13 protein-coding genes and 1 tRNA gene are annotated in these 18,993 nt (G+C 64.4%); 4 read left to right on the plus strand and 10 right to left on the minus strand.

Features of this window, described 5'->3' with window-relative positions:
* The first annotated feature begins 18 nt into the window (after window positions 1-18).
* Window positions 19-1,158 (plus strand): acyl-CoA dehydrogenase family protein, encoded by a 1,140-nt coding sequence (locus C3E99_RS07785; RefSeq protein ID WP_104959653.1) that lies wholly within the window; start codon window positions 19-21, stop codon window positions 1,156-1,158.
* Window positions 1,159-1,602: 444 nt separating this feature from the next.
* Here C3E99_RS07785 and C3E99_RS07790 read toward each other — a convergent pair whose 3' ends face one another.
* The 4 genes from C3E99_RS07790 to C3E99_RS07805 form a co-directional block, all read right to left on the minus strand.
* Window positions 1,603-4,098 (minus strand): TonB-dependent receptor domain-containing protein, encoded by a 2,496-nt coding sequence (locus C3E99_RS07790; protein WP_104959654.1) that lies wholly within the window; start codon window positions 4,096-4,098, stop codon window positions 1,603-1,605.
* A gap of 2 nt (window positions 4,099-4,100) precedes the next feature.
* Window positions 4,101-5,024: a FecR family protein gene (locus C3E99_RS07795; protein ID WP_076075384.1), complete on the minus strand. Its 924-nt coding sequence runs from the start codon at window positions 5,022-5,024 to the stop codon at window positions 4,101-4,103.
* Window positions 5,014-5,706, minus strand: coding sequence for an RNA polymerase sigma factor (locus C3E99_RS07800; RefSeq protein ID WP_324787714.1), 693 nt, complete (start codon window positions 5,704-5,706; stop codon window positions 5,014-5,016). The genes C3E99_RS07795 and C3E99_RS07800 overlap by 11 nt, the downstream gene beginning before the upstream one ends.
* Before the next feature lie 97 nt (window positions 5,707-5,803).
* Window positions 5,804-9,007: an autotransporter outer membrane beta-barrel domain-containing protein gene (locus C3E99_RS07805; RefSeq protein ID WP_076075381.1), complete on the minus strand. Its 3,204-nt coding sequence runs from the start codon at window positions 9,005-9,007 to the stop codon at window positions 5,804-5,806.
* Window positions 9,008-9,720: 713 nt separating this feature from the next.
* Here C3E99_RS07805 and C3E99_RS07815 point away from each other — a divergent pair.
* Window positions 9,721-10,788, plus strand: coding sequence for a tellurite resistance/C4-dicarboxylate transporter family protein (locus C3E99_RS07815; protein ID WP_104959655.1), 1,068 nt, complete (start codon window positions 9,721-9,723; stop codon window positions 10,786-10,788).
* Window positions 10,789-11,017: 229 nt separating this feature from the next.
* Here C3E99_RS07815 and C3E99_RS07820 read toward each other — a convergent pair whose 3' ends face one another.
* The 6 genes from C3E99_RS07820 to C3E99_RS07845 all read right to left on the minus strand — a co-directional run bounded on the left by C3E99_RS07820 (window position 11,018) and on the right by C3E99_RS07845 (window position 16,829).
* A complete protein-coding gene (locus C3E99_RS07820) occupies window positions 11,018-12,373 on the minus strand; it encodes a hypothetical protein (RefSeq protein ID WP_158682195.1) in 1,356 nt (451 codons plus the stop codon).
* Window positions 12,370-13,899 (minus strand): DEAD/DEAH box helicase, encoded by a 1,530-nt coding sequence (locus C3E99_RS07825; protein ID WP_104959657.1) that lies wholly within the window; start codon window positions 13,897-13,899, stop codon window positions 12,370-12,372. Before C3E99_RS07825 ends, C3E99_RS07820 begins: the two co-directional genes overlap by 4 nt.
* Before the next feature lie 330 nt (window positions 13,900-14,229).
* Window positions 14,230-15,147, minus strand: coding sequence for a HEPN domain-containing protein (locus tag C3E99_RS07830; protein WP_104959658.1), 918 nt, complete (start codon window positions 15,145-15,147; stop codon window positions 14,230-14,232).
* A 52-nt stretch (window positions 15,148-15,199) separates the two neighbouring features.
* Window positions 15,200-15,448: a sigma factor-like helix-turn-helix DNA-binding protein gene (locus C3E99_RS07835; RefSeq protein WP_158682197.1), complete on the minus strand. Its 249-nt coding sequence runs from the start codon at window positions 15,446-15,448 to the stop codon at window positions 15,200-15,202.
* Window positions 15,445-16,650 carry a tyrosine-type recombinase/integrase gene (locus C3E99_RS07840; protein WP_234002643.1) on the minus strand — a complete coding sequence of 402 codons (1,206 nt, stop codon included), beginning with the start codon at window positions 16,648-16,650 and terminating at the stop codon, window positions 15,445-15,447. The genes C3E99_RS07835 and C3E99_RS07840 overlap by 4 nt, the downstream gene beginning before the upstream one ends.
* Before the next feature lie 89 nt (window positions 16,651-16,739).
* Window positions 16,740-16,829, minus strand: a tRNA-Ser gene (locus C3E99_RS07845).
* A 141-nt stretch (window positions 16,830-16,970) separates the two neighbouring features.
* Between C3E99_RS07845 and C3E99_RS07850 the strand changes: the two genes are divergently transcribed.
* Complete coding sequence (locus C3E99_RS07850) at window positions 16,971-18,038, plus strand: lytic murein transglycosylase (protein WP_076075373.1); 1,068 nt, start codon at window positions 16,971-16,973, stop codon at window positions 18,036-18,038.
* Window positions 18,022-18,984 (plus strand): septal ring lytic transglycosylase RlpA family protein, encoded by a 963-nt coding sequence (locus C3E99_RS07855; RefSeq protein ID WP_104959661.1) that lies wholly within the window; start codon window positions 18,022-18,024, stop codon window positions 18,982-18,984. The genes C3E99_RS07850 and C3E99_RS07855 overlap by 17 nt, the downstream gene beginning before the upstream one ends.
* Window positions 18,985-18,993 lie beyond the last annotated feature (9 nt).

Below are 18,993 nucleotides of genomic sequence, written 5' to 3' on the forward strand. Positions count from 1 at the left end.
GCGACGGGGATAGAAAAAATGGATTTCACTTACACCGAAACGCAGGACATGATCCGCGACACGCTGTCGCGTTTTCTGGCCGACACCTATGGCTTCGAGACGCGCCAGAAGTTCATTGCCAGCGACACGGGCCGCGACCCGGCGATCTGGACCGCGCTTGCGCAGGATCTCGGCATGCTCGGCGCTTCCTTTGCCGAGGAGCATGGCGGCCTGGGCGGCGGCGCGCTGGAAAATGCGATCATTATGGAGGAACTGGGCAAGGTCATCGCGATCGAGCCCTATCTTCCGACTGTCGTCATCGCGGGTGGCGCGCTGAAGGCGGTGGGCGGGGCGCAGGCCGACGCGCTGATCCCCGAGATCATCGCGGGCAACGCCATCGTGGCCTTCGTCTATGCTGAGCCGCAGGGCCGCTATGACCTTGCGAACCTGAAGACCAGCGCGAAGAAGGACGGCGCCGGCTGGGTGCTGAACGGGCACAAGGGCGTCGTCTATGCGGCGCCGTGGGCGACGCACCTGCTCGTCACCGCGCGCACCGGCGGCGGCCAGCGCGACCGCGACGGCGTGTCGCTGTTCCTGATCGACGCGAAGCTGCCCGGCATCGTCCGCCGCGATTATTCCACGGTCGACGGCAACCGTGCGTCCGAAATCTATTTCGAGAATGTCGCGATCCCCAGCGACGCGTTGCTCGGACAGGAAGGGGACGGCCTGCCGCTGATCGAGCAGATCGTCGACGAAGCCACGGTCGCGGTGTGCGCCGAGGCGACCGGCGTGATGCAGAAACTGCACGAAGGCACGCTCGAATATACCCAGCAGCGCAAGCAGTTCGGTGTACCGATCGCCAAGTTCCAGGTGCTTCAGCACCGCATGGTCGACATGTTCATGGAGGTCGAACAGGCTCGTTCGATGACGATCATGGGGACACTGAAGCTCGACCTGCCCGCGGCGGCGCGCATGGCGGCGGTATCGGCGGCGAAGAACAAGGTCAGCCGCGGCGCGAAGTTCGTCGGGCAGAATGCGATCCAGACCCACGGCGGTATCGGCATCACGCAGGAACTGGCGATCGGCCATTATTTCAAGCGCGCGACCCTGATCGAAGGCCAGTTCGGGAGCGCCGACTATCATATGGATCGTTACGAGCGGCTCGTGCTGGCGGAGTGAGGCGAGGCCATTCGCTTTCGGGCTTTTTCCATTCGAAATCGAATCACTCCTTACTCTCAGGGGAAGGGGCGACGCGAGCCGACCGCGATGGGCTTCGAGGCGCGTAATATTATTTCAAAGTATACAAAGGTCACATTACGTACCCCTCGTTTGGCCTCCTATGCCGGCGCGCGCCTTCCGAAAAAGCCTTCCTTCTGACAGAAGGCCGCCTGTTCCATGCGATGAAGGGGCCATGCACGGAGGCTGGCACGCGGCGATGTGGGAAAGCGCTTTTCTGGCACGCAAAGACGAGGCGGGTCGATCTGGATTCCGTTGACTTTCGATTGAAGTAGTTCGTCATCGCGAGCGAAGCGAAGCAATCCAGGGCGTTTGCCGCACAACTCTGGATTGCCGCGCAGCTTCGCCACTGCTCGCAATGACGAGTCCGCCCAATGTCATCATGTTCTAATAGGCGACGTCCACCGCGATCCGCAGCGTGCGAGGACGAAGCGGGGTTGCGTAGCCCGGCCCGTCCTCGACGAACGGCGTGCCCAGCGAAAAGCGATTGCCGCGGGCGTCGAAAAGGTTGGTGAGGGTCAGCGACAGCCCGCGCCGGGCATTGCCGAATCGCATCGCGAACCCGGTGTCGACATAGTCGCCTTGGCCTTCGCCGAGCACCGGGCCAATGCCGAGGCGCGACGGACCGACATAGTTGGCCCAGCCGCCGACGCGCAATTCCTCGTCGCCGACCGGCGCGACATAATGGACCGCGCCGCGCACCGCGTGGCTGGCGACATTGGGGATGCGGCCAAGTCGCGCCGGCGCCGCCATCGCGATCGGCGCGATCAGCGACGACAGTTCGTCGACCCGGCTGTGGTTGTAGACGGCGCCGAGTTCGAACGACAGCGCCGGACCCGGCTGCCAGGCGAGCGCGCCTGAAACGCTGGTAATCCGGCCGTTGCCGATATTGGCGGTGGTCGGAAAGCCGCTTGCGTCGATGAAATCAGCCTGGATGTCGCGCCAGCGGCTGTAGGATAGCGAGATATTGGCGTCGAAGGGGCTGGTCCCCCGTTCGCCGAAGCGCACGCCGGCTTCCCATGTCCGCACCTGGTCGTTGCGGAAGCGGCGGACGAAATGGCTGTCGATCGCGAGCCCGCCGGGGCGGAATCCCTCCTGATAGCGCGCATAGAGTGTCAGATTGGCGAAGGGCGAAGCGAGCAGAGAGGCAGAGGGCAGGAGATCGGTTTCGGTCCGGTGCGCGGTGATCGCGCGGCCCGCCATCGCGATGACGAAGGGCACGTCCTCGCCGCTGCCGCCCAGCCGGGCGTGCGACAAGCGCAGCCCGGCGGTCGCAACGAGGCGCGGAAGCAGTTCGAGCGTCGCTTCGCCATAGCCGGTGAACTCGGTGATCCGGTTGGTGACTCCGGTCAGCGGCGCGCGCAGCACCGTAGCGCCATATTCGCGGCGCTGCCGGGTCCGATTGTCGATGACACTCGCGCCGACGACCCAGCCGAGCCCAGCGTGGAAGGGGCGCGACAACCGGCTCTCGCTGACGAGCATGCGCGTTGCACTATATTGGTCGAGCACCTGCGAGGCGTTCTGCTCGCCGGTTGCGTCGAAGCGTTCGTAGAGGCGATGACGGATGAAGGCGTTATATTGGTCGAGCACCTGCGAGGGGTTCTGCTCGCTGGTCGCGTCGAAGCGCTCGTAGAGGCGATGACGGATGAAGGCGTTCGACGACTGGAAATGCAGCCCGTCCCAATCCTTGGCAATGACGATCGTGCCGAGCCCGTAGCGGGCCTTAGCATTTTGTTCGACGAGCGAATTGCGGGTGAGCGGTGGCGCGTCGCGGTCGGCATATTGCGCATCGTCGGAGACGATCGCCTGATAGACGCCGCCGAGGTCGATCGTCCACGCGTCGCCCGCATCGAAGCGGAAGGTCGCACGGCCGCCGCGCACATGGACGCGGTTGATGTCCTTCTGCCCGCGCAGCGGATTGTCGATATAGCCGCCGTCGGTGAGCATGTAGCCGACGAGGCGCAGCGCGTGGCCATCGTCCCCGACCGGCAGGTTGGTGATGGCGGCGATGTCGCCGCCCGGATCGCCATGCTGGGTGATCGAGGCGCCCGCGATCGCCTGAAGCTCCATGGCGCCTGGATTCGGCGCCTTCGGCACGACGCGGATGATGCCGCCGAGCGACCCCGCGCCATAGAGGGTGCCCTGAGGCCCCTCGAGCACCTCCACCGCGTCAACGTCGTACAGGCGCAGGTCGGGATCGGGCGCGTTGTAGCTGAGACGGATGTCGCCCAGATATTGCCCCACGGTCGCCTGCGTCGGCCCCGTGAAGCTCGAATCGGCGATGCCGCGGATGAACAGCTTGTTGCGCCCCGAGCCAAGGTGGGTCGAGGACACCGTCGCTACGCGTGAGAGGATCGAATCCATCCCGCGCTCGCCCCCGAACGCCAGATCGCCGCCATCGAGGATCGTGGCGACGCCCGCGAAACGCGAATAGGGGGTGTCGGCCTTGCTCGCCGTGACGATGATCTCGTCCTCGGGCCGGGCGACGAGATGATCGGGCACCTGCGCCCGCGGCGGCGGCGTTGCGCGCGGTGGCGAGGTTGACCGCCGTGCGACCCGCTGAACCGGCCGGCGCTCGATCCGCCAGCTCGTGTCGCTGACGCGCACGGCGCGCGCCTGCGTTCCGTCGAGCATCCGCCGGATCGCCGCATCGACGCTCATCCGCCCGCGCACCGGGCGGACGCGGCTTTTCCACAGTTCGGCGTCGGCGACGCTGATGCTGACCCCGGCCTGCCGGCTGAGCAGCGGAAGGGCCGCCGACAGATTGCCCTTCGGGACATCGAACATGCACTCCTCGGCCGCCTGCGCCGGCGCGACCAGCGCCAAGGCTGCGCCAGTGACAAGAAGGGGGTTAAACAGGAGGGGGGAGAGCCGGAACCGCATCGTCAGCGCGACAGCACCCAGCCATCGCCCTGCCGCTCGGCGCGCGTCCCCGACAGCGCAGCGAGGTCTGTTACGGTGCGGGCGGGGTGTTTTGCGAGGATCAACGCGCCGCGGAAGCGGGTGTCGGCAGCGTTGGGGGCGATCCGCAGGTCGATGCCGGCGGTGCGCCGCAGGTCTTCCGCCACGTCGGTCAGCCGCGTGTCGTTGTAGACGAGCAGCCCGGTGCGCCAGCCGCCGACGTTGGCGACGTCGATCGCGTGCGGCGCCGGTGCCGCGCGGTCGCCGTCGCGGGCCTCCAGCCCCTGTCCGGCGACGACGCGGACATTCTCGCGCCGGGGGTTGTAGGCGACCACGCCCTCCGACACCGCTACCGCGGTGCGGCCGTTCGCGCGCACGACGTTGAAGGCGGTGCCGAGGTCGACGAGTTCGGCGCCGCCCGCTTCGACGACGAAGGGTTCGTCCGCACGGTGGACGACATGGAACATCGCTTCGCCGCGTTCAAGCCGCGCGAACCGGGGGCGATCGTCGTCGAGGATGAGGAGCGAGGCGCCGTTGACCTCGATCCGCGATCCGTCGGCCAGCGCAAGGGTACGGTGCTCGCCCGCCGCGGTCTCGATACGGCTGGTGCCGTCGAACAGGCCGAGGCTCGAGAGGCTGATGGCCCCGACCAGCGCCGCGGCGACCGCGCCACCGAACCACGCCCGCCGCGACGGTCCGCGCCGCACGGACGGCTCGGATCGCCGGGTGGGGGGCAGGGCGTCGAGATCGGCATCGAGGCCGGCAATGGCGTCATAGGCCGCGCCGTGCCCCGGATCGGCCGCGAGCCAGTCGGCAAACGCATCCCATTCGGCAAAGCCGGGATCGCGCTGGCGCACGACCCAGTCGATCGCCTGCGCCTCGATGGCGGAATCGCGATCAGGGCGCATCGAATTGCCTCCTTGCCGCCGCGAGCGCGGCATAGACCTTGCGCAGGTCGGCTTCGACCGTGCTGAGGCTCACCCCCATCTCGGCGGCTATATCGCGCTGCTGGACGCCGTCGACCCGGAAACGGCGAAAGATGTGCGCGGAGCGCTCGCCGGTCGCCGCGATCGTGCGTTCGACCATCGCCAGCTGCTCGCGCGAGATCAGCGCGCGCTCGGCCGACGGAGGCTCGGCCGCCGCCGTCTCGCTCCACGCCCGGTCGCGCAGCGCGCGTTGGCGCGCGGCGCGATAGCGGTCGAGCATCAGGTTGTTGGCCGATCGCATCACATAGGACAGCGGGTTCGCGATCGGCCCGGTCGGCCGTTCGGTCAGCCGCATCCACAGATCCTGAAACAGATCCTCCGCCTGGTCGCCCGCGCCGCGCAGTTCGAGGAAACGGACGACCTGCGCCCGGTGGGCGAGCAATACGCCTTCGATGCCGTGCGCGGCCTCGTCTCGATCGGTCGCCTGGGTCATGAAATACCTGGTTCGGAACGTCGCCTGCAGTGCGCCGGCGCCCACGCCGCCGGCCCGGTCCTCCGGTCCCCTGATGGCGCCGTGATATAGCGCCACCTGCGACATCCGCAACCGTGACGCGGCGATGCCGGACGGCATCGAGGTCGGGCGGGGAAGGGTGAGGGCGGTCATGGCGGTGTCCGATGGGCGTTTGGCGTCGGCCGGTTGGCAAGGGGGAAGCATGGGTGAGGAGGGGCGCTTCCCCCTTGCCGCGAGGCTGCCTCGGGGGTTAGAGGCCGACCCGCAAGCTCGCACGGAATGCCCAGCCGAAGTGGCTCTGCTGCTCCTCCGCCGACAGTTCGGCGCCGACCTGGAAGGCCGAATTGCCGCCGATGCCGCGGATGCGGCCGATCCAGCCGCTGGTGCGCGCATCGGGGGTCAGGGTGAAGGGCGTGCCGTCCTTGAACGAAGCGACCGTCGTGCCGAGCGTGCCACTGACGATCTCGCGCCGCCCGCCCTCGATCTCGAAACGCGTCCAGCCGTCATATTGGTCGGAACCGCCGAAATCGAGACCGAGCGCCACGGTGCCCGACACCGCCAGTTCGTCACTGTCGCGGCCGAGGACGTTGAGGTCGAGCGCGTCGCCGCCGCCCGTTTCCTGATAGCCGTCCTCCTTCAGCTTGTAATAGTCGACCGCGACCGTCGGACGGAAGGACAGGCCGCCGAGGCGCCCGTCGTGCGCGACCGAACCCGAAGCCGACCACAGCGTCGCGTCCCATTTGCCGCGCATCGTCTTTTCGATTGCCTTGCCGTCCACCTCGGCGCGGAATACGCGCGTGCCCTTCAGGCTGACCGGGGCGCCCGACACGCGGGCGTTGGCCAGCCAGCCGTTCGAGCGCAGCCGCCAGTGGAGCGCGCCCTCCCATTGGCTGGAGCTGACCTCGTTGTCGTTGCTGCCGTTGCTGTCCTTGCCGCTGAGGAAGGCGACCGACCCGCCGAAATTGCCGACGCCGGTCTCGATCTCCGCCCCGAGCGAAATGCCCCAGCCCGAGACGTCGTAGCTCGCGGTGTTGCCGAGCCCCTTGGACGTGCCCCAGACTGCCTGGTTGACCCAATAGCCCCATTTCCCCTCGTCCTGATAGGGTGCGTTGGGGTCCTGAAGGTGGCGCGCCAGCGCGCGCGAGCCCGAAGTGAGCGTTTCGAACACCCCGCCTTCATGTTCGGGGAGCATCTGCTGCATCTGGCCGCGGAACTGTTCGCCATCGGTGATCCCGAGAAAGGCGCCCTCGATCGCCTCGTCGGCGGTGAGCGCCTCGAACACCGCGTCGAAGGCGCCCGCTTCGGAGCGGTTGAGGCCGAGTTCGGCCACGCTCTTGCGCGAGACATCGACGATGAGCTGGGTCGCGGTCGAACTCAGCACGCCCTTGTAGAGGAAGGGAAGCAGCGTCGTTTCGGCGGTCAGCTTGTCGGCGCCGGTCAGCGACCCCGCTGTGACGACGATATGTTCGCCCTCGGCATTTTCGATGCTCGACAGCTTGAGCGCGAGCTTCGATCCTTCGCCGAAGCCGGCATTGCCCTGCACCGTCAGCGCGGTTCCGGCAGCGCCGTCGTCGAGCGTCACGCCGAGGACGCCGTTCCCCGCGACCGAAAGCGACTCGATGGTCGCGGCGCCGGTCACGTCGAACGTGCCGCCGTCGACGCTCACCGCCAGCCCCTGCGCATTGGAGAGACGGCCCGAGAACAGGCCCTTGCCGGCGATCGACAGCGTATCCGCCCCGCCGCCGAAATCGACGTCGCCCCGGAAACTCGATGTGCCCGCGAGCGTCACGCTGTCATTGCCGCCGCCGAAGCTGGCGTTGCCGGTATAGGCCGCGTCGCCCGAGAGCTTGAGCTGGTTGTCGCCGGCACCGAAAGAGGCGTTGCCCTTCACCGTGCCGTCGGCGACGTCGAAGATGTCGCTGCCGGCGCCGAAGCGCACGTCGCCGACGATGGAGGGCGCGGCAACGCCAGCCGTGACCTCGGTCTGCTTCACGGTCGCGCCGGCGCCGTTCGCCGACAGGTCGATCGCGACATTGCGACCCGAGCCCACCGCGGCGCCGGTGGCGCTGATCGTGCCGCTGTTTTCGATCAGGTCTACGGTTCCCGACGCGTCGAAGATCGCGCGCGCGGTACCGTCCTCGCCGCTTGCCTTCGCGCTGATCGTGCCGCTGTTGCGGACCAGTGCCACATCGGCGCCGCTGTCGATGCGCAGCGCGGTGGAGATGGCCGTCGCCGTGCCGCCGCCCGCGGCCTCGACCTTGCCGGCGATGCGGACCTCCGGAACCGTCGCGCCGGCACCGATCAGGATCGCGGTCGCCGAACTGTCCTTCGACAGCGCGCTGACCGTCCCGGCGACGCCCATGCCGCCCGCGATGTCGACCGCGCCGCCCATGCCGCCGATCTGCACGCCGAGCCCGTCGATACCTGCGTAGAGCCCGTTGCCCGTGACGGTGCCGTCGATGATCAGCCCGAAGCCGGTTCCGGTGCCCGCAACCGCGCCGATCGCGATATCCCGGCCCGTCGCGCCGATCCGCATCGCGGGCGCCGAGCCATAGGAGCGGACCGCGGCGGAGCCTTCCTTCGCGTCCTCGATGCCGTCATTATCCTTGTCGGTGCCCGTTCCGCTGCCGTCCTTCGGAGGCACGGCGAGGATGATGCCGCCGGTCACGTCGCCCTCGATCGACAGCGCCGGACCGCCGATCAGCAGATCGTCGGCATCGAGCTTCGACGGGTCGGCCGGCGGGGTCGTGGTGCGATAGCCGGTCGCCGTCAGGCTTCCCTGCACGACGAGCGCGCCGTCGATGTCGCCCGCCAATCGCGCCGCGGTGGCGTTCTGGCCCGTCGCGGCAATGGTCCCGGCCAGCCGGACATTGCCCGTCACATCCTGCAACCCGACGCCCAGCGCATTGTCGCCGAGCACGGTGACGGTACCGTCGTTGGTGAACTTGCCGGTCAGGGGGCCGCCGAGCCGGATGCCCGCCGAATCATTGCCCTCGATCGTGATCGCGCCCGAATTGACGATATCGCCCGTGAAGGCGCCGCCGGTCGCGATTCCCGTGCGGTTGCGACCGACGGCGAAAGGTCCGTCGATGTCGCCATCATTGTCGATGTCGGTCGGTGCGTAGGATTCGTCGATGATGATCTTGCCCGTCGCCGCGTTGGTGATCGAACCCGTCGTTCCCGCGCCGGCGAAGATTCCGGTGGCGTCGTCGGCGTCGCCGATCGCGATCGTGCCTTCGTTCGCGACCTTGTGGTTGCTGTCGATGGTCACGGCGGTGCCGCCGGTCGGCTTGATCGAACCGTCCTTGCCGATCCGGATGTCGTCGGCCGCGCCGGCGTTGACCGTGGAGGTCCGCACCGGGGTCGTCGTGGCGGTGCCGATCGTCGTTTCGGCATGAACGGGCGCCGCCGTCATGGCGGCAAGGCAGGTCGATGCCAGCAGGGTCTTGCGCATGGAAATCCTCTTTTGATCGCAGGGAATGTCCTCCCGGGACAATCGCAAGACGGAGCCGCCACGCCGCGGCCTTGAAACATATTTTCCGGACAGGCGTTCTCCATGCGAAAGTCGGGGGAGGGCTGATCACGCGGAACAGTTCATCGCGTAATTCCAAGCATCTATCCCGACGACACGCCGAAGCCGGCAACCTTCCGGAACGATTTCGGAATGGCGCACGTTGCGCTCCTCGATCTGCATGGAACGGCAGATTGAGCGCGGGGAGGACCATTTTTTCTCTCCGCCACGCAGTCAATTCAAGGAGAGATCATGCGTAAGAATGCGATTATGTCCGTCGTGGCGGCGAGTTTCCTCATTTCGCCGGTCGCCGTGTTCGCCCAGTCGACGGACACCCCGGACCCGACGGAAGAACCCGCTCCGGCGCCGACCGAAGAACCGGCCCCCGCGCCGGCACCGCAGCCCACCGAAGAGCCGGCGCCCGCCCCGACGGACGAGCCCGCACCCGCTCCGACCGAAGAGCCCGCACCGGCTCCGGGCCCGCAGGCCTGATCCAATCGGATCGGAAAAGAAGAAGGGCGGCCGGCGCGATCCGGTCGCCCTTTTTCTGTCCCATACCCCCTCTATAAGCTGTCCGGGGGGCCGGCCGAGCGAACGGCGGACGACCTCGACCTGCCCCACATATTTGTCGGGGACATTTCCGAGGGGGAAGGGGCATGACGAGGGGAAGCGACAGATCCGATCCGCTGGCGCCGCGGACGGGCCTTGCCGATCTGTCGCCGGCCTATTTCGGGCTGGTCATGGCCACCGGCATCGTCTCTCTCGCGGCCTCGATGATGGCGCATCCGAACATCGCCCGCGCGCTGTTCTATCTCAATATCGTGCAATATGCCGTGCTGTGCCTGCTGTATGCGGCGCGGGCGTGGCGCTATCCGCGCCGGTTCTTCGGCGACATGGTCGAACATCTGACCGGGCCGGGCTATTTCACGGCGGTCGCCGGCACCTGCATTCTGGCGAGCCAGTTCCTCATTCTCGACGGCAATGTCGCGGCGGGCAAGGCGCTGTGGCTGTTCGCTGCCATCCTCTGGCTTTGCCTGACCTACACGATCTTCACCGCCCTGACGGTGCGGCACAACAAGCCGACGCTCGACAAGGGGATCAGCGGAAGCTGGCTTCTGGCGGTGGTGGCGACCCAGGCGATCTCCGTTTCCAGCGCGCTGCTCGCCGCGCGCATCGGCCAGCCCTACCGGCTCGAGTTTAACCTGCTGGCGCTGTCGATGTGGCTGTGGGGCGGCATGCTCTATATCTGGATGATGTCGCTGATCTTCTATCGCTATGTCTTCTTTCATTTTTCGCCGGGCGACCTTGCGCCGCCCTATTGGATCAACATGGGCGCGATGGCGATCTCGACGCTGGCCGGCTCGCTACTCATCCTGAACGCGCCCCACGCGCCGTTTCTGACATCGCTGCTGCCGTTCCTGAAGGGGGTCACGGTGTTCTACTGGGCGACGGGAACCTGGTGGATCCCGATGCTGGTCCTGCTCAGCATCTGGCGGCACGGTTACGAGCGTTTCCCGCTGCGCTACGACCCGCTTTACTGGGGCGCGGTGTTTCCGCTCGGCATGTACGCGGCCAGCACATGGCAGATGAACCGGGCGATGGAACTCGATTTCCTGTTCGCGCTGCCCCGCGCCTTCTTCTGGATCGCCCTGACCGCGTGGACGATCACATTCTACGGCATGCTGCGCGCGCTGATACGCGGGGCGCGGCCGAGCCGGAGCTGATCCTTGCCGGCGGGGTCATATTGGCGGACAGGGTGGTTTTGTTAAGTGAAATCTATGTATTTGAAATAATTTTTCAAATTACATCCACGTGATTTCGGACCCACACGGTTCCACCGCGCATCTGAATTCATGATTCAGTCCGTGCAACTCTTCTGCCATGAAACGCTATCATTGTCTATTGTTTTCCTGCTTACGCCATAGACCTCATCAACGGAAAATATCGTTAACGTCATGGCGCAGAGGTCGCGGGGATTAAAGGTCGGCTGCTTTGAGTTAGATGTTCCCTTGAAGCCTGTCCTGGCCGACTGATCCAATCGGTGAAGTCTTGCTGGGTTATTCGCCCCACCTTGAGCTGAACGAACGCCTCAGCAATGTCGTCCGCGTTGACGACGCAAAGGTCGGTACAGTTTGCGAGCTTTCTCGGAACGTCAGGGCTAATGTATGGTTGACATACGGTGACTTTAAACGCTGCGCCGTAGCCGTTTACTCCGGCCTTACGAATTACGTCGGTAGCGTCGTTGAATGTCACCGCCTCGCCAACGACTTTCGATTTACATTCTATCGCCAGTTGTTTTCCAAGCGGTGATACCACGAAATCAGGGAACGAGGTCGTGCCTGGTTGATCTCGGGCGTCTATCGAAATTCCGAAGCACCGGAATATCTCCTCTAGCACACCTTCAAACTCAGTTTCCCTCGTGCGGTAGAAGCGGAGCAGCACGTCCCTACATTCAGCCGGTAACCGTTTGCGCTGGGATTCAATCAGACGATCCCGCTCTTCTAATCTCCATGTCCGGGTTGCCTGCTGCACGTTTTGAGCCGATGCCATGCTCGTGTTCGACCTTGGGCCGAAAGCGTCCAGCAGTTTGGGAAAGTTACCCGGATCCAGCAGGTCCGTTGGGCTCAGCATTCCAGCTTCTCGTAAAAGCATTATTTCGTTCCGGGTCAAAACCGGCACGCCGTCAAGCGTAAGGCTTCGCATCCACAAAACATCGTCAGGTAAACCGGCATCCAGCCGCGAGGCGATCCGTCGAATCGATGCGATGATAGTATTTAATGTCGGTGTAGCCGAAAGCGGTACCCCAGTCGGCAGTTCGTTGACTGACTGCGGGGAGGTTGCAGCGTACAAGATGTCGGCAACACCGCGAAGGATGTTGGCGGCGTCCGCGAACATCGCAGAGAGGACGCCGCTTCGCACATCGAGGGCAGACTCTAGTTGCCGCATTGGCACGCCCGACATCCAACGCCTTGCGAGTATGGCGGCGTTAACAGCGTCGGATTGGTGTGGCTGAAAAAGCAGATTTCGTAGCCTAATCTGCGGGCCTGTCATTTCCGCAGTGAGCAACTGATATGGAAGAAATCTGCGCCTGATCTGGCTCCGGCTGTACTCCGTGCTGCTATAGGCGGCGTGGACGAGCACGAACGCGAAATCGTCGCAATCCTCCAGCTCGCTGTTTGCGCAAGAAATCATAAGCGCAGAAAGTTCAGCGGCCTTTGATGAAAGATACGAAAGGAGCTCATGAGCCGTCGACGGGAGCAAGCCTGAGCGCGCTACTGCGCGGCCCGCATTTGTCACTCGCACGCTCACGCGACGAAGCCCCAATTTCGCAATTCGGAGAGCGACTGCGTAACAGCTTGGCGCCAAATCTGAGGTTGGCTAGGGTTTCGTTCCAGTTCGCGTTCCGCGCTGAATGTATTTTGGAGGAATGCACAGAGGCTATCGTCAGTATCGACCACGTTCGCGGCGAACAACTGCAAGGCAAGCGGTGAGAAGCTGACAGGGTCGATGCGGGGGGCGAATTCGTCCAACTCCCACCACGATAAATATCGACCGGCGGCGCGAGCTTCCTGGCCATCAGCGGCAAAATAAATCACTCTTCCCGGCGTATCCACATGCGACAGTCGGCCCGCCCTACCAGCCATATTATGGAATTCGGACCGCTGGATTGGGACATAGGACCTCGTTCGGCTATCCCATCGGCGCCACGAATGAATAATTACAGTACGAAAGGAATAATTCAATCCAGCAGCGAGAGTAGTTGTAGCAAAAACCACTCGCAACGTGCTGCTATCAAGACGCGTTTCGACGGCTACGCGTTCGTCTTCATTTAAGTCCGCAGTGTGATAAGCAAAGCGGTGCGGCAAATAACGACCCAGCTCCTCTGAAGAGGTGGTCGGCTCGCGGAACAGAGGGAGGTCTTCAGTTCGTGTGGCACCGAGACGACCGGCCTCAACCGCCCATGCTTCGGCCAGATCAAAAACTTGCTTTTTTGTCATGCAGAACACTGCAATCGGCTCGTATGTCGCGCCTTCGCGCAGAAGCTCCTTTAAAATCTCAAGAGTGCCAGAAACGCGCTTTTCCAAGCGTTCCGGCCCATCTTGAGAGCGAGTCGATGTTTCGTAGGTCGCTTCAGATGTTCGAAGTTCGTAAAACAACTCTATCTCACGCTCTGTCTCAAACACTAACTCAGCGCCTAGCCACTCGCTTAACTGCGTAGCGTAATGCCGCTCTAGAACAGCCGAAAGTCCAACAATCTGCCCGACAGATTGTCGCAGCAGCGTCATTAAAATCTCAACGTTTTGGCCTCGCGTGACGTCTCCGATGAGCTGAATCTCGTCGGCTATAAGACAAGTGTTGGCCGCGCCTAAATGCAAACCCGACCCGGCCAGCATATTAAGATACTTTTCGTACGTTGCGATCAGGACTGGCGCGGCGAACGCATCGACTGCGGCATCGCCATTTCCGTCGATGACGTCATCGCCCGTTGCCAGCACAATCTCCGTCGGAGCCAACGTGAACAGCGGCGCAAATCGCCGCCGCAGTTCCTCGAACTTTTGCCGCGCCAAAGCTCTGTGGGACGTCAGAAAGGCTACCCTAGCTCCATCCGCGAGCCCGCGATGAAGCCAACTAGCGGCTGCAAACAACCCCACGTCGGTTTTCCCGCTGGAGGTGGGGGCCACCGCCAAAATGCTCGTTCCGCTTGCGACACCTGCCTCTAGCGCTGCATACTGAACATCGGTAAGCTGATATTCGCCGAACTCATCGCGATGCAATAACCCGCTAGCCAGTAGCTCAGGTGGAAGGCCATGGCCTTCGGGTAATCCAAACTTCATAGACTTTCCCCCCTGCAATGGGATGGACGATAGTTGCAGCGACAACAAGGTCTATCAGTCGTTAGTACAAATATTTGACAACGACTGGGTCGAGGAGACGATTTGGCGGTGGTAGGAAAAGATTTCCATCTCATAAACTATTCGGACCACCCCTTTCTGAACCAGCCGGATACCCGGCGTATCGCAGATTGGCTGTTTTGAAGACCGCCGACCTGCGCTACGTCATTCTTCTCCTGCGCAGCGTGCGCCTGATGATTCTGCATACCCGACCCGCGAAACGGCGCGCAGCCGCGTGCTTTTCGTATGGCATTGGGCTGATTGGGGGTGAATTCAGGCTCTGGCTTCGAGTTCGGCGATCCGCTCCGAGCAAATCGCGTGGACCGCGCGGCCGAGTTCCTCGACGCAGCTACCAAGCCACGTCAGCTCCTCTTCGGTGATGCGATAGTGCTTCGAATAGCGGGCCTTCACATAGGCCTCTTTCAGCTTCTCAAACCGCGCTCGATCTTCGCGGCGCTCGCGCGGCCAAGCATCGACGAGCCGCATGTCGATCCGTTCGGCCTGTGTGCGCAGGAAGGCGAGATTGTGGACGTGCGGCGTGTAGAAGGTGCAGACCAACAGGACGCAGTGGTAGAGTGTCTCTGCTGTTTGATGATACTCAAATGCCGCGTGCTTCAATAGGCCTTCTTGGACCGCGTATCGAGCGAGCTTTTCCCGGCCCATTGCTGACGGAAACCACTCGTCGAAATATTCGCGCGCCATCGCCAGCGCCTGTTCGGGCGTCTTTGGCTTAGGGGTGTGAAGCGGCTTGTCGTCATATTCGTATAGCGCGATCCCGTCGCGCGCGACGTCCATGAAGAAATAGCGGCCGTGGGCGAGCCCGTCGTTCACTTCCTGCAAGGTGTGAACGATGAAGTTGACCGGCGTCTTGAGCGTCTTGTCAATCGCCAGTTCGCGAATGAGTCGGTCTTCGAGCTTTCCCCAGAAATCGACCTTCTCGGTCAGGCGCTTATCGTTGACGATGATGAGAAGGTCGAAGTCCGAGCGGTAGCCCTTTGCCGTATGAGGCTCATCGACCCAGCCGCCGCGCGCATAGCTGCCATAGAGGATGATCTTATCGATCCGACCCTTCTTCTTCCAGCTCATCGTGCCAAGCGCCAGCGCGTCCTCGAATTCCTCGAAGATGATTTGCTTCACGCGCTCAAGTTCGCGCTGCTTGTTGGCGGGAAGATGGTCGAGATCGGTTTTCATCGCTGGCGGCACCCTGTCGGCGCGGCGGCTGATTGGCAAGATCGAACCCGCTTCAGCGCCGCCAGAATTGCCACCATCTGCGCTTCTTTCCATCGACCGACTGGGCGATGACCTGCAAACTACGGATCATAGCCTGTTCGACCTCGGCAACGCTGACGCCATGGCGCTCCGCAAGGTCGCGATAGCTCAGCTCCTCGACGCGGTGGCCGAGGAAGATCGCACGATCCTCCTCGTCGATCCGATCGACTGCGCGCTCGTACTTACGGAGCAGGTGGCGCCGCGCGCGGGTGTAGCGGCTCACCGCTTCCTCCCATCGCAATAGTTTGCCCAATCCTCCATCATGACGCGCCGCTTTTCGAGAAGGTTGCCGCGCCGATAGGCAGCTTCAACCTTGTTCGCGACCGTGTGCGCAAGGGCAGCTTCGGCGACGTCGCTCGGATGGTTCGTTTCTTCGCTGACCCAATCGCGGAACGACGAGCGAAAGCCATGCGCCGTGTAAGGCTCGCCCATTTCCTTGAGCAGTTTGGTCAGCGTCTGATCCGACAGCGGGCGATTGCGCCGCAGACCGGGAAAGACAAGGTCGCAGCCCTTGATCCGCAATCGCGCGCACCGCTCGACGATACGCAGCGGTCGGCGGGTGAGGGGGACGACATGCTCCCGATATGCCTTCATGCGGTCCTTGGAGAGCTTCCACAGCCCCTTTTCAAGGTCGAACTCTCCCCACGTCGAGCCACGAACCTCGCCGGACCGGGCGGCGGTGAAGATCGCAAATTCGAGCGCGAGGCGGCTGAATGATTCTCGCTCGCGGAGACGCTGCACGAAGGCAGGCACATCTTCATAGGGCATGGCCGCAAAATGATTGTCGCGACGCGGCTGGCGAGGCAGGCCTTTGGTGATCGCGCGCATCGGAGCATCGGTTTCGCGGTAGCCTGACGCATAGGCCCAATCGAGGACCGCGCCGATCCGCTGCCGGACGCGGCGCGCGGTCTCCGGCTTGGCCAACCAGATTTCCGCAAGCAGGTCGCGGATCATCGGACCGGTAATCTGATCGACCTTGAACTTCCCGATGTGCGGGAAGGCGTAAAGCTCCATCGTGCGCATCCATTGCGCATGATGCTTGCCGTTGCGCCACGTCTTCGAGTGTATCTCGTAGGTCTTCGCGGCGGCTTCCGTGAAGGTCGGTACCGCCTGCCGCTTGCGCCGCTCTATTTGCGGGTCAACGCCCATCTCGATCTGGCTACGAATTTCCTGCGCCAGTTCGCGCGCCTGGGCCAGACTGACCTTCTGGCAGCTGCCAAGGCCAAAGTCGCGGCGCACGCCATCGCTCTGGACCCGGCACACCCAGCTGCTGGTGCCTCCCGGCCGTTCGAGGCGCATAAGGCCGTCACCGAGACTCACACGCCGCTGTTTATCCTTGGGCTTCGTCAGCCCGTTCGAAGTGCTTTTCATCCCTCTGATCATAAAATTTAGTCCCACATTGGCAAAAATGTCGGCCTGGACCATGTGGGACGCACAGGGATACGAATCGCACCTCAAACCCGCAGCTAAGCTGGGGTCTCGGAGACGGTTCGGGAAAGAGTGGGATTGAAACCTGGCGGACAGGGTGGGATTCGAACCCACGGTGAGCTTGCACCCACGGCGGTTTTCAAGACCGCTGCCTTAAACCACTCGGCCACCTGTCCTTTGCGGACGCCATAGCGTGCGGATGACACGCGGCAAGCGAAACATCCCGCCACGGCCCGGCGCGGCTTTGACTCGGGTCGTCGCAGCATCGCGCGTTCAAGGCTGGTGCATCGGCGTCATTCCTTGCCTATGGGTAAGCGATGACACGCAGCAAGCAATTCGGATTCGGGCGCCTTTTCCGTTCTTCGGCCACGATATTGTCGGCTTGGCTGCTGGCCGCTTCGGCGCCGGTGCAGGCCCAGGCGAGCGGCGACGCGGGGTTCGATACCTATGTCCAGTCGCTGTGGCCCAAGGCGCAGGCGCGCGGCGTATCGCGAACGACTTTCGACAGCGTGACGGCGGGGCTGCGCTACAATGCGCGGGTGGTGGCGCTCGACCGCGACAATCTGGGCAGTCCGCCGACACCCGACACGCCGATTCCGGCCTTCGCTCCGTACAAGGCCAAGCATGTCGACGCCGCGCGGATCAACGGCGGGCGACGCGTCCACGACCGGCTGCTGCCGCTGCTGTCGCGCATCGAGCAGCGCACGGGTGTTCCGACGAGCATCATGATCGCGATCTTCGGCCACGAAACCGCCTATGGCGCGGTGACAGGCAATTTCGATCTGCCCGAAGCGCTTGCGACGCTCGCCTATGAGGGGCGGCGGCGCAGCCTGTTCGAGCCCGAGTTCCTCGCGACGCTGGAAATGGTCGAGAAGGGCGTGCCACGCAGCGTGCTGAAAGGAAGCTGGGCCGGCGCCTTCGGCTATCCGCAATTCCTGCCCTCGGTCTATCTGCAGGTCGCCGAGGACGGCGACGGCGACGGCGTCGCGCGCATCTGGTCGAGCGAAGCCGACGCGATCGAATCGATCGGCGCCTATCTGCGCCGCGCCGGCTGGCGGCAGGGCGAGCCGTGGGGCGTCGCGGTGCGCGTTCCGGACGGCTTCGACCGCGTCCGCTTCGCGACGCGCCTCCAGCCGACGCGCTGTCCGCGGGTGTTCGCGCGCTACAGCCGCTGGCGCAGCATGGCCGAATGGCGCGCCGACGGTTTCCAGCCGATCGGCGGCCGCTGGCCCGACGGCGCGATCCAGGCGACGCTGCTCGAGCCCGACGGCCCGGGCAAGACCGCCTATTTGCTGACCGGCAATTATCGTGCGATACTCGACTATAATTGCTCCAACTTTTATGCGCTGTCTGTGGGGTTGCTGGCCGATGAGATCGATCGTTAGGGGCGGGGTACTGGCCGGAGCGGCATTGCTGCTGTCGGCCTGTGGGGGTTTCGGCGGCGAGCGCGGCGGGTCCGCTCCGGGGCCTGCGCCCGCACCGGTGCCCGCGACCGCCGACGGCCCGGCGATGCTGGGCGAGCCCTATGCGATCGGCGGCGTCACCTACACCCCCGCCGATATCCCCGATTATGACGAGGTCGGCTACGCGGGCCTGTATGGCGATGAACGCGCCGGAAACCCCACCGCGAACGGCGAGACCTTCGACCCCGCCGCGATCAGCGCGGCGCACAAGACGCTGCCGCTGCCAAGCTATGTCGAGGTCACCGCGCTCGATACCGGACGCACGATCCTGGTGCGCATCAACGATCGCGGGCCGATGGCGAACGACCGGCTGATCGACCTGTCGCGCGGCGCGGCGCAGCAGCTCGGCCTGACCGACGGCGTGGCGGCGGTGCGCGTGCGGCGCACCAATCCGCCCGCCGCCGAAAGAGCGCAGCTTCGCGCGGGCAGGGCAGTGCCCGAGCGGCTGGCCACTCCCGATTCGCTGCTCGCCATTCTGCGCACCAAGCTGAAGGACGTGCCGAAACCCAAGCCCGCTGCCGTCGCGGCGCCGCAGCCGGCCGCCCCGATCGCGTCGGGCCACGCGAAGCCGGGCGACGACCGCTTCATCGTCGAGGGACCCGCTGCCGCGGCCGCGCCCAAGGCACCGGAAAAGCCCGCGGCGGCGCCGGCAGCGACCGGCGGCGGCTATGTCGTGCAGGTCGCGGCGTTCAGCACCGAAGCGCGCGCCGCCGCCGCGGCGAAGACGGTCGGCGGCACGGTAAGCCGGGCCGGCAAGCTGTGGCGCGTGCGGATCGGCCCCTTCGCCAGCGACGGCGAGGCGCAGGGCGCGCTGGGCAAGGCGAAGGCGAAGGGGTTCCGCGACGCCGTCGTTATACGCGACCGCTGAGACGCCTCG

The organism is Sphingopyxis sp. MG, assembly GCF_002953155.1.
Lineage (GTDB): Bacteria > Pseudomonadota > Alphaproteobacteria > Sphingomonadales > Sphingomonadaceae > Sphingopyxis > Sphingopyxis granuli.